Below are 10558 nucleotides of genomic sequence, written 5' to 3'. Positions count from 1 at the left end.
TCAGAGCCGCTGGTTCTGTGTAGGGCTTGATTCGTGCCGTCCCTTCACTGCCCATTAGGGCTTGATTCGTGCCGTCCCTTCACTGCCCATTAGGTGTCGTGGGGCTGTGTCCGTACGGATCCGGGACGGCCTCAGAGGTCGTTCGGCCTGGTCGCACCGCGGCCGCCGCGTCTGCTCATGAACCAGTAGTCCGTGGCGATCCCGCGATTCGCGCTGACCGGTTCCTTCGTGCGGACCTCGATCAGGAACCTGCCACTGGGGCGTTGGGTGACCACCGGCGCGGCGGAGGGGGCGCGTTCGGAGAGGGAGGCGGAGTACGACTCGACGTGCTTGCGTTGGCGCGGCGACATCTCGGAGACGGGAAGCAGCACGGTCGGGTGGGCTAGGTGACGCAGCACCGTGCAGTGGATCCGCTCTGTCGGAGGCGCGAGCCTGCACCACGAGCCCTCGCCGAAGCAGATCTTCGCCTCGAACTCCGGGCCCGTCTGGTCCTCGTCCAGTCCTCGTCCAGTCCTCGTCCGGTCCTCGTCCGGTCCTGGAAGGTACGGATCGGGCATCGCGTATCAACCGGCGACCCCCGGATACGTCTCATCGGGGGACCTGCTCAGTATTGGAATCATCGGCGAAAGAGACCGTCTGAAGGATGGCAGCCATGATGTCGCAGAACTCTTTCCAGTAGTCCGTGGACGCCGTGTAAAGGGTGAAGACGGCGGTGAACGGCCCCGTGGGGAACGGAATGTGAACCTGGATCTGCCCGGTGAGGAGTTCTACGGCCTCGCCGGTACTGGTCACCTCAGGATTGAGCTTGTACTCGGTCAGCGTGACGCATGAGACGGCGGGCCCACACGGCAGGTCGAGCCATCGGGCGTCGTTGTGCGAGTCGCTGGAGAGGACGGCCAGAATTCCTTGAGCGACGGTCTCGGTGCCCTCGCGGCCCTGGTCCGTGGGAACGGCTGCCACGGTGAAGGCACATTGGGCCACACCGTCAGCGGCTTCGTGCCAGGCTTCGGCCCCGCCAAGGTCGGTGGCGTCGTCACTCGCGGCTTGCTCAGCCGTCGAGAAGAGCCCTATTGCCGAGTACGAGATTCCTGTGTCCGCCATCAGTCCGGCAATACCGGCGTAGTACGGTGCGGCTGGCTCCCATATGCCCTCATTGCCACGGGAGTAGAGGTCGCGCACGAATCCTTGAGCCCGTTCGGCACGTTCCTCGGAGGTCTCGGCAAGAGGGAGGGCGAAGAAGCCGTCCGGGACGTTGAACCAGATGGGGGGCGGGTCGAGCTGGTCGGCCGGAGCCGGCAGCAGGGCGTTCGTGCTGTCTGTGTGGGAGGTCATGGCAGCAGCGTCATCCTGGAGAGTTTCGAAGGTTCAGAAGTCATCGGGGTGGTATTGAGTGATCTGTAGCTCCATACCGTCAGAGTCCATGACCATTTCTCGATCCGTGATGCCGAAGAAGGCATCAGTCTCGTCCAGCGGCAGAACCTCAACCCGGAAGTGACCGCCCGGCCGGCGGGTGATGACGGGAGCCTCGACGACCTTTCCTGGCCCAGCAGGAATCTTGGCCAGGAAGGCTGCCACGGTGTCCTGTTGTGCCCGTGTGAGTGAATCCAGAGGGACCAGGTCGAGAGGGTGGACCAGGTGGCGGGTGAGCTTCTTGCGGATGTTTGTGTGCAGCCTGCACCACGAGCCGTCCACAAAGACGAGCTTGACGTCTGTCCCGTCCTTGAAATCTCGTGGCTCCACTTGACTCACCGAGGAGCGTCGGATCTCCCAGAGCACTTCATCCTCGATGAGCTTGCTGTTCTTCTTCGCGTAGGGGAACCCCACGATGACCAGTCGGCGATCGGTGACGATCATGTGTGTCCGGTAGTGCTTCTCGTCGGAGCGTCCCGGGTCGAGCTGCCAGGGCAAGGTGCGGGCCATGGTGTCCGGCGCCGCCCACAGGACGGGAAAGTCCTCGATCTCGTCGGCGGGATCGTGCGACGTGTCCGATCCGTCATCCGGGCCCGAACTGCCGCTGACGTTGCCCCCTGCGGAACTGAGTGCGGCCATGATGATGCCGCCCAAGGCCATGACTCCACCCCTGCCGACGTTCCGGGCGACGGAGCCACCGGACGAGCGAGCCTCGTACCGGGGCCCCTCCGGCCAGCCGGGCAGTTCGTTCTGGATGTCGTTGCGATGAGTGTCGCGGAACCAGCGCATGCCTCTGACCCGAGTCGCCTCGCCCGTGGCGAAGATGACCGAGGTGCGGGCGAGGAGCGTCTCACCCGGTTCGGGCAGCCAGATATCCATATCCGTAAGCGTCCTTCTGCGTGGTGGCTACGAACGGTTGGATGTGTCGTCTCTCTTGCCCACCTTGCCACTCCGAACGCGCGTGTTCACCGGGATGAAGCCGAACTTGCGAACTGGTCGCCGGGAAAGAGGGCATCGCCGACATGCTGATGAATACTGGTGACCTTGGGTAGGATTTTCGCTCCCGCGTCAATCGCGATGCCGGCGCCTACGGGATTGATGTTCACCTTGGGGATCATGTTGAGTCCCTTCGTGCCGAGCCATTGACCTTCGTGGTAGCCCGCAGCGGCAAGGCCTCCCATACGTGACTTCAGACCGCTGGTCGCATGTGCGACCTCGTAGACGTCGCCGGATTTCCCGCCGATTTTCACGAGACCGCCCATACCGATACCTCCGTCGAGCCCCTTGGAGCTTTTTCCGAAGGCCATCAGGATGCGTGAGCTGCCGATCTTGGTCGATTGGAAGCCCTTGCCCAGGTTGCTGACCGCAGTCGTGGCCTTGGTCGCGCCGACCACCTTGATGCCCTTGCTGAACATCCCGATACCCGGCATGAGCCCCACCGCGTCGAGTCCGAGCGTGGCCCAACTCACGTCCGCACCACCCAGTTTCGCGAGACCGTGCGCGCCCAGCGCGAGTCCGCTGGTGATGAGTGCAGCCGTGCCGAAAACAGCGGCGAGAGGCGGGAAGGGGAGCGTGACAATGGCCAGCAGGCCGAGGACGGCTGTGAGGTCGCCCAACAGATCACCGATCAGCTTGATCAAGTCTGCGTGATCTTTCAGCCACTTTCCGGCCGCATCCCAGGCCTCGGCCACACCCTTGGTGAGCTTGTCCCAGAACCCTGGCTCGTCCGGCGCGATGTCGCCCGCCTTGTCGAGCTCCTTGCTGATCGCTCCGGCCGCCTTGCCGTAGCGGTCCTCCAGGTCGTGGACGTCGGCGGTGACGGTGGTGACACCCCCCGACGCCTTGGCCATTTCCTTGCTGTCCGGCTTGGCCTCCGACCGGGCATCCAGTTTTTCACCGGCCCTCTTTTCGAGCCGGTTCGCCTCCTCCTGGAATTCCTGCAGCTCCCGGGCCCACCGGTACAGCGCGCGCGAAGCCTTGTTGAAGGACTCGTGGCTCTTGCGGATGAGCGGGGTGACGTCCTCGCCGATGTACTCGGTGAAGGCGAGCGCGGCCTTGCCCTTCCAGGCGCCGCACTCGATTCGCTCCAGGTCCCGTACCGCTGCCCCGAGCTCACCCGCAAGACCGCCCAATTTCTTGGCCAGGTCCCGGGTGTCCTCGACATCGCCCGGCGTGGGGTCCCAGCCTATGTGCGGAAACGCGGGACGCCCCGACCCCACGCTATTTCCCCTTCTTACGAGCCGACTTGAGCGACTCGGCAAGCGCTTGGTCCAGTTTGCTGAACTCTTCGTCGATCTTGTTGATCATCTTGACGGCGCCCTGCGTGTGCTTACCGAGCTGCTTGACGCCGTAGCTCCACTCATCGGCGAACTCGTGGACGTCCTCGATGAGTTTCTCGGCGCCGACGACCGACCCGTCGGTGCTCTTCAGCGTTCGGCGCGCGGCGTCCATGCGGTCACTGACGCCGGAGAACGTTCTCTTGAGGTCCTCGAAGATCGTTCCGTCGAGACGAAGGTCGCTCATGTCGTGCTCCCGTTCCTCATGGGGGAGGGCGATGGGCCGGTACTCCGCCCGGACGGTCGCGGTCCCGCATGCGGTGTTCCGGTGGCCCCGCCTCGGCCTCCGACTCCGCCCGCCGTGCTCGAACAATGCTTGGTGGGGCCAACGGTGTTCACGATATTCATGGGGCTTGAGCAGCGCTGGGGAGGTGGCCAGTTCCGGCCACGTACCTTGGCCGCGTCGCCCGCCCCGGATTCCGTCGACCGGGGCCTGGCCCGCCTTCGAAGCGCCTCACCGGATGACAGGGCTGTTACCCCTCGACCGTGAATGCCTGGTCATCGTCCTACTCGCGGTGCGGGGCGCCTCGATGTCGCATCCGCGGCGTGTCGAACGGGGCCGTCGCGGACACGGGCTTGAACTCACCCCTGTCGGGCTGGGGCCGCCCACACCGCTGCGGTCGCCGACCCTGCCCCCTCAACCCTCACCTGCACTCCCCGGCCCTGTCCTCGACCTGAATCGTCCGCGCCCGCCAGACGCCCTTGGTGTTGGGGTTGTCGGTGGATCCGGCCGGTGTCATGGCGATCTGCCAGGAGGAGAAGTCGTTGATGCTCGGTTCCGTGTGGCGGACCTTTCCCGTCTCTACTTCCTTGCTGAAGAGCTTGGTGCTGTCGCTGCAGAAAGAGACGACGACCGTGCCGCTGCTGTCGCTGGACGGAGAAGCCTTCGTGCGGGTGAAGCGCATCTCGCCGCTGATGCTGAGCGACCTGGCGACTCGCTGCCCGATCTGGTCCTTGCCGTACGCGCGCGCTGGGCTCTGTGGCTCCGAGAAGAACTTGTACGCGGCGTCGTTCACGTCCTGCTTGACGATTCCGTACCTGATGGCCCGCACGAAATTCCGCGCGTCGTCCGTGGCGGCAGCGGAGACGGAGGAGGGGCCGGTGCCGTTGGGTCGGTCGAAGACGAGGCGGACATCCGAGGGAAGCGGCATCCTCGGTCGGTAGTCGGCCTTCGCCTTCGGAGTTTCCCTCTTCTGCGAGTCGGTGCTCGGGGGCACGGCCTTTCCGGAGCCGGAGCCGGAGCCGGAGCCGGAGCCGGAGCCGGAGCCGGAGCCGGAGCCGGAGCCGGAGGTTCGGGGGTTAGCGCTGTCGCCGTCGGCCCCGCATCCGCTCAGCAACAGGGCAACGGCCACCGCCGTCGAAACGGCGGCGACGGGCAAGGTGCGGCAGCGGTTCACGTGTGGCTCCCGGTGGGGCGACGGTAGTTGGGTGAGGCTAGTGGGGCGAGGCGGGCGCACCATATCGGGGGCGCCACGCACGTATCCGCTCCCACCCCACACACGTAACGGCGTACGTAACGGCGTACGTAACCGCGTACGTAACCGCGTACGTAACCGCGTACGTAACCGCGTACGTAACCGCGTACGTAATGACGAGCGGAATCGGCCTGATGTGGTCATGATGGCCCGATGCCCGCTCACAGGACCGAACCCCCACACGCCGCCGCCGGTGAACGCGTCTCCCTCACCGCCTTCCTCCAGTACCAGCGCGAGACCCTCGCCATGAAGTGCGCCGGGCTGACCGCCGAGCAGCTCAGGGAGCGGGCCGTGCCGCCCTCGGGAATGTCGCTGCTCGGGCTGGTCCGGCACCTGGCCGAGGTCGAGCGGAGCTGGTTCCGCAATGTCCTCAACCGCGAGGCGGCCAGGGCCAACTGGCGGGGCCGGATCCCGGGTGAGCACGCCGACTTCGATGTGGCGGACGCCGACCCGGACGAGGCGTTCGAGATCTGGCACGCGGAATGTGCCCGCTCCCGCGCCATCGTGGACGCCCTGGACTCCCTCGACGCCACGGTCGACTTCCGCGGCGACACGTACTCGCTGCGCTACGTCCTCACGCACATGATCGAGGAGTACGCCCGCCACAACGGCCACGCCGACCTGCTCAGGGAGCGGATCGACGGAGCCGTCGGAGAGTAGTCGGGGAGTAATCGGAGAGCAGGAGAGCTGGAGAACAGGAGAACAGGAGAACAGGAGAGCAGGAGCACGCGGAACTGCGTTGTCAGTGGCGGGTGCCACGATGGTCCGTATGGAGATCTTCGAGTGGGGGCCGCTGCTCAGGCGGTGGAGCGAAGAGTGGCTGGACGGGCAGGCCGCGGAGGATCCGGAGGAGTTCGAGGAGCTCGATCAGGACATGGTGCGGGACCGGTGGCTGGGGTTCGCGCCGGCCACCCCGGCACAGATCGGCGCTCTGGAGGAGCGGATCCAAGGGCTCGGCATCGAGATACCGCTGCCGCCGTCCCTGCGCTCCTTCCTGGAGACCTCGGACGGCTGGCGGCACGCGGGCGGCTTCGTCTATCTGCTGGCCGGGACGGAGACCATCGCGCCGTACGGGGATCCGTACGGCCTGCGGAGGCTGTACGAGCAGAACCTGGGCGACGACTCGGCCGAGAGCGAGGTGCTGCAGGCCGGTATGTGGGGCCGTGCGCTCCAGTTGTCGCTCGACTCGGACATGACGGACGTCCTGCTCGATCCCGGTGACGTGGGCGCCGACGGGGAGTGGGCGGTGTACGTCTACCACGGGTGGGCCGGCGAGCCGCCGGGGCGGTACGACTCCTTCCGCGCCTTCATGGAGGACATGTACAAGGAGATCTACAGCCTGGGCGGCGCCCACGACGGCTTCGAGAACTCGGTGACCCGTGAACTCGACGCCAAGGTCGAGGACGCTCGGTTGGCCTGCCTTCGCGGAGAGTTGGACGAAGCGCTGGCCGTCTTCGACCACGCCGTCGAGTTCGGCAGACCGCGTGCGGGGCTGCTGACGGCGCAGCTCCGAGCGCTCCTCGACGGCGGTCGCAGCTGGGTGCCCGTGGATCCGCGGATGGACGACGAGCTGTACGCGCACGAGGTGCTGCCCCTGAAGGTGCATGGCCATCTGGGTCAGCACCGGCACGACGACTCCTTCGTACTCGGTCCGGACAACGATGACTACGCGAGCGATAGGGAGCGAGCCGCCGCCGTCCTGAGCCGGATCAGGGAGCGGGTCTACGAGTACACCTCACCGGGTCTCTTCGGGCAGCGGGTGGTCGAGGCCCGGGAGTTGGCGCGACTGGGGGACACGGACGGTGCGTGGCGGGTGCTTCTGGCGGGAGTCCCGCAGTGGGAGCCGTACCGAGATGATCACGTGGCTCCCTTCGGGCTGCTGGGAGATCCGCTGCTCGGTCCGGTCATCACCCCCGAGAGGGCGCGGCAGCTGCTGACTACGGCCCGAGCCGGAGCGGGGGCGTGGTGCCCACGGCATCGCCCGAAGCCGTGCGAGACGGGTTGCGCTGGCTGGTCGAGGACAACGCAGGGGCTCAACGAAGGCGAAGCGGCTTCCGGTTCGTCCTTGTGGAGGGCGTGACTCCCGAGGAGCTGGCGGAGCGTTTCGGCGCTGGTCCTGTCCAACCCGTGGCGGGCGAGGCCGACCTCATGGACTTCCGCTTCCAGGGGCCGCTGCGGCATCAGGGGTATCAGGGGCATCAGGGGCAACTGGGCAATCAGGGGTCGCTGGGGGCCGGGCCAGGGGCCCGGAGCCCCCTGGCCCGCATCGGTACGTGTGACGGCTGGGCCTTCGCCTTCGAGTCCGCCGTCCGGCCGCGCTTCGACCCGGACCGGTCCGCCGACCCCGGCACCGAGCTCTCGCACGGCACGCGCACCGTCACGGTGTGGTGGCAGAAGGGCCTCTTCCACTTCGCCTACGCCGAAGGCGGGGTGCAGCAGGGCGCCTTCACGGTGCGGGAGGCCGAGCGGAGCGGGACGGGTGCGTTGCGGAGCACGACGGGTACGTTGCCCTCCGGACTCTGCCCCGACCACCTGTTCCCGGACCGGCGCCTGTTCCCGGACCGGCGCCTGTCCCCGGACCGGCCCCTGTCCCCGGACCAGGCGGGCCCCTCCGCCGACGGCCCGGACCACGCGGACCCCGCCCTCCACGGCTCGGACCCCGCCCTCGACGGCTCGGACGACGCCCGCGCCCTCACAGCGATAGCGGAGACCTTCGACGTCTCCCTGCCCCGCTTCGCCCTGAACCGGGGCAGGCTGCCCCTCCTGCCGACGAAGCCCTGGGTCGGACCACCGGCATGAAGCGGCTGCGACGGCGGCGGCCCGGGGCGCGACACCAGCACATCGTCGCGCCCCGGGCCGGGGAGGCCGCAAATACCCGTCGCTCAGCGGCGGTTCATCGCCCGCTTGATCTTCTTGCCCGACGGCGACTCGTCCAGCGTCTTCCACAGCTTCGACGAGCTCAGCGACGTGTAGACGCCGGGTGCGCCCTGCCCGCCGCAGCCCTCGCCGTACGAGACGACGCCGATCAGGATCGGGGCCTCACGGCCGGGGACCTTGCGGAAGATGGGGCCGCCGCTGTCGCCCTGGCAGGAGTCCTTCGTCTCCACGCCTGCGCAGAAGTTGACCTTCGCGTCGTATTCCTTGTAGCTCGTCCCGCACTCGGCGTGGGAGAGGATCGGGACCTTCACCTCGCGGAGGCGGTCCGGGGTGTGGGTCATCTCCGTGTCCGTGTTGCCCCAGCCCGCGACGGTCGCCTTCTGGCCCGGACGGATCAGCGCGTCCGTGCCCTGCGTGGGCAGTGCCACCGCCGGGATGCCGCGGACCGGCTTCGCCAGCTGGAGGAAGGCCACGTCGTACGCCTCCTTGCCCTTGAGGTAGCGCGGGTGCACGACCACGCCACCCTTGGCGATATTGCGTATCTGGCCCTGCTTGGCAGAGAGGACCGTGCGGCCGACGGCCACCTGCAGGGACTTGGGCTTGACCGGCTTGCCCGCGTCGTCGACCAGGCAGTGTGCCGCCGTCACGACGGTGTCCGGGGTGACGAGGCTGGCGCCGCAGAACTGCCGGTCGAGCGCGCTGCCCGGACCCTTCGACAGGATCGCCGTCATGAAGGGGTAGGCGTCGTTCGGGACCGCGGTGCCGCCGATGATCGCGTGCGCGGCGGGCGCGGAGGTGGCGACCATCGCGAGGGCGGCGGCTGTCGCGGCGAGGGCGGCGGCCGCGGGGGCCTTGCGGGTGTGCGTGAGGGTGCGCGTGGGGGTGCGCGTGGGGGTTCTCTTGACGTTCATGGGGGGGTTGCTTCTCTTTCGTACGACAGGAATTGCGGAATTGAACTGCACTGCACTGCACTGCACTGCACAGCACTGGACTGCACTGCACTGCACAGCCATGCGCAGCACTAACTGCTGTGTGCGCGCTAGGTCCGGACCAAATTGCCGCCCAACAAGGCTGCCGCGTACGGCATTTGATCGGCAATTCAACGAACTTGTACGGCTCTCTCGCGCCTAAAGGGGGGAGGTGAATGGCGCGGGGCGGGTTCATTGCGGCGGGCGTTCGGTTTCCGTTTTCCGTCCGGGCGAGGGCAACTCAGGGCCACGCGCCCGCCCTGGGCCGTACGGGGCCCCCGCGGCCGGAGTTGCGTGGGTTGTGCGGAGGAGTGGGGCGCGTCCCGTATGAGTTGGTGCGGCAGCCCGAACCCCTCCGTGCGGCAGCCCGGCCCCGGCGGGAACCGCCCCAACCCCCTCAGGCGTCCCTCTGGAGGTCGACGAATCAGGCCGCTCCACCACCGGGCGACGCCAGTTGTGCAAAGTGTCCCGATTCGCGTACGCACACGATTCTCATCCTCCGGGACTCAGGCGCGACATCGGAACGGCATCAGAACGGAGGGGTGCGGATTGCGTGTGGATAACGATGAGCGGTGTGAGCTTCGCGATCTTTAACGCGCCTTGAGGGGCTTATGTGCTGCTGATACGGTGCGATGACTTGACACTGAGTCCGAGGCTGAATAGCACGCCTGGGGTAGGCGAGAGAGTCGCCGGTGTCGCAAATGATCGAAATTGACCGAATCTTCTTGGGTGTGCGGGGAGCAGTTGCGTGAAGATCCAGGAGCGTACGGGGGCGGGCAACAACCGTTCCGCCGCGCCGGCTCAGCCAGCGGTCGGTGAGCGCCTTCCCGCGCCGCCTCGCGAGCGCAAACCGGCACTTGCCGCACTCGCCGTGCTCCTCATCCTCGTCGGCGCGCTCGGCGCCACGGTGCTCGTGCTGCGCGCCGGTGACCGTATCGAGGTCGTGCGGGTGACCGCGCCCATCGCGGCGGGCGAGGCGCCCGACGAGGACAAGAACATCGACCACGTGATGGTCTCCGGCGACAGCGGCATCAACTACGTGAAGTGGGAGCAGCGCGGCGTCCTGGAGAAGCTGAAGGCCAAGAGCGCCATTCCCGCGGGTGCCGTCGTCGTCGGCGAGATGTTCGCCAAGAAGACCGGCCTGCCCGCCGGCAAGGCCTCCGTGGGTCTCTCCCTCAAGGAGGGCCAGTACCCCTCCGACCTGAAGGTCGGTGACACCGTCTCCGCCTTCCCGGTCGCCTCCGGCACCTCCACCGGCAGGGGATCGTCCGGCAGCAGCGGCTCCTCCTCCTCGGGCTCCTCGGGCTCCTCGGGCAATCCGTTGGTCACCGACGCCAAGGTGCACACCATCAAGGACAAGAGCGACTCGACCGTCAGCACCGGCAACCAGAACATCACCCTCCTTGTCCCGCAGGAGGACGTCGCCGCTCTGGCCAGCGCCGCTTCCGAGGGCAAGGTCGTTGTCGCCCGCGTCTCCGACGACAACAACTAA

General features: G+C 67.2%; 11 protein-coding genes. 4 read left to right on the top strand and 7 right to left on the bottom strand.

Features of this window, described 5'->3' with window-relative positions; translation table 11 throughout:
- Positions 1-131 precede the first annotated feature (131 nt).
- From ABZ953_RS05435 to ABZ953_RS05410, 6 genes are all read right to left on the bottom strand, one after another.
- Positions 132-557: a hypothetical protein gene (locus tag ABZ953_RS05435; protein WP_361716997.1), complete on the bottom strand. Its 426-nt coding sequence runs from the start codon at positions 555-557 to the stop codon at positions 132-134.
- A 31-nt stretch (positions 558-588) separates the two neighbouring features.
- Entirely contained in the window at positions 589-1332 is a 744-nt protein-coding gene (locus ABZ953_RS05430) for a hypothetical protein (RefSeq protein ID WP_361716994.1), read from the bottom strand.
- A 33-nt stretch (positions 1333-1365) separates the two neighbouring features.
- Positions 1366-2289, bottom strand: a complete 924-nt coding sequence (locus ABZ953_RS05425) for a hypothetical protein (RefSeq protein WP_361716991.1) — start codon at positions 2287-2289, stop codon at positions 1366-1368.
- Positions 2290-2375: 86 nt separating this feature from the next.
- Positions 2376-3629 carry an enoyl-CoA hydratase/isomerase family protein gene (locus tag ABZ953_RS05420; RefSeq protein WP_361716988.1) on the bottom strand — a complete coding sequence of 418 codons (1254 nt, stop codon included), beginning with the start codon at positions 3627-3629 and terminating at the stop codon, positions 2376-2378.
- 1 nt (position 3630) lies between these two features.
- Positions 3631-3933 carry a hypothetical protein gene (locus ABZ953_RS05415; RefSeq protein WP_361716985.1) on the bottom strand — a complete coding sequence of 101 codons (303 nt, stop codon included), beginning with the start codon at positions 3931-3933 and terminating at the stop codon, positions 3631-3633.
- Positions 3934-4390: 457 nt separating this feature from the next.
- Complete coding sequence (locus ABZ953_RS05410; RefSeq protein ID WP_361716982.1) at positions 4391-5143, bottom strand: hypothetical protein; 753 nt, start codon at positions 5141-5143, stop codon at positions 4391-4393.
- Between the two features lie 231 nt (positions 5144-5374).
- On the opposite strand from ABZ953_RS05410, the gene ABZ953_RS05405 reads away from it, so the two are divergent.
- The 3 genes from ABZ953_RS05405 to ABZ953_RS05395 all read left to right on the top strand — a co-directional run bounded on the left by ABZ953_RS05405 (position 5375) and on the right by ABZ953_RS05395 (position 8020).
- Positions 5375-5881, top strand: a complete 507-nt coding sequence (locus tag ABZ953_RS05405) for a DinB family protein (RefSeq protein WP_361716979.1) — start codon at positions 5375-5377, stop codon at positions 5879-5881.
- Between the two features lie 109 nt (positions 5882-5990).
- Positions 5991-7301, top strand: a complete 1311-nt coding sequence (locus ABZ953_RS05400) for an SMI1/KNR4 family protein (protein WP_361716976.1) — start codon at positions 5991-5993, stop codon at positions 7299-7301.
- The gene (locus ABZ953_RS05395) at positions 7298-8020 is read left to right on the top strand and encodes a hypothetical protein (protein ID WP_361716974.1); all 723 of its coding nucleotides are present in this window, start codon (positions 7298-7300) and stop codon (positions 8018-8020) included. The genes ABZ953_RS05400 and ABZ953_RS05395 overlap by 4 nt, the downstream gene beginning before the upstream one ends.
- An 83-nt stretch (positions 8021-8103) precedes the next feature.
- On the opposite strand, the gene ABZ953_RS05390 is transcribed toward ABZ953_RS05395, so the two are convergent.
- Positions 8104-9009 carry a serine protease gene (locus ABZ953_RS05390; RefSeq protein ID WP_361716971.1) on the bottom strand — a complete coding sequence of 302 codons (906 nt, stop codon included), beginning with the start codon at positions 9007-9009 and terminating at the stop codon, positions 8104-8106.
- 805 nt (positions 9010-9814) lie between these two features.
- Here ABZ953_RS05390 and ABZ953_RS05385 point away from each other — a divergent pair.
- Positions 9815-10558 carry a hypothetical protein gene (locus tag ABZ953_RS05385; RefSeq protein ID WP_361716968.1) on the top strand — a complete coding sequence of 248 codons (744 nt, stop codon included), beginning with the start codon at positions 9815-9817 and terminating at the stop codon, positions 10556-10558.

Origin of the sequence: Streptomyces sp. NPDC046465 (genome assembly GCF_040646035.1) — a bacterium.
GTDB lineage: Bacteria > Actinomycetota > Actinomycetes > Streptomycetales > Streptomycetaceae > Streptomyces.
Note: the sequence above shows the minus strand (reverse complement) of the source record. Positions and strands in the feature narration are given on the sequence as shown.

Excerpts from the sequence above, each read along its gene's own strand:
- ABZ953_RS05435 (WP_361716997.1), bottom strand. The coding sequence starts at position 557 with ATGCCCGATCCGTACCTTCCAGGACCGGACGAGGACCGGACGAGGACT.
- ABZ953_RS05430 (WP_361716994.1), bottom strand. The coding sequence starts at position 1,332 with ATGACCTCCCACACAGACAGCACGAACGCCCTGCTGCCGGCTCCGGCC.
- ABZ953_RS05425 (WP_361716991.1), bottom strand. The coding sequence starts at position 2,289 with ATGGATATCTGGCTGCCCGAACCGGGTGAGACGCTCCTCGCCCGCACC.
- ABZ953_RS05415 (WP_361716985.1), bottom strand. The coding sequence starts at position 3,933 with ATGAGCGACCTTCGTCTCGACGGAACGATCTTCGAGGACCTCAAGAGA.
- ABZ953_RS05405 (WP_361716979.1), top strand. The coding sequence starts at position 5,375 with ATGCCCGCTCACAGGACCGAACCCCCACACGCCGCCGCCGGTGAACGC.
- ABZ953_RS05400 (WP_361716976.1), top strand. The coding sequence starts at position 5,991 with ATGGAGATCTTCGAGTGGGGGCCGCTGCTCAGGCGGTGGAGCGAAGAG.
- ABZ953_RS05390 (WP_361716971.1), bottom strand. The coding sequence starts at position 9,009 with ATGAACGTCAAGAGAACCCCCACGCGCACCCCCACGCGCACCCTCACG.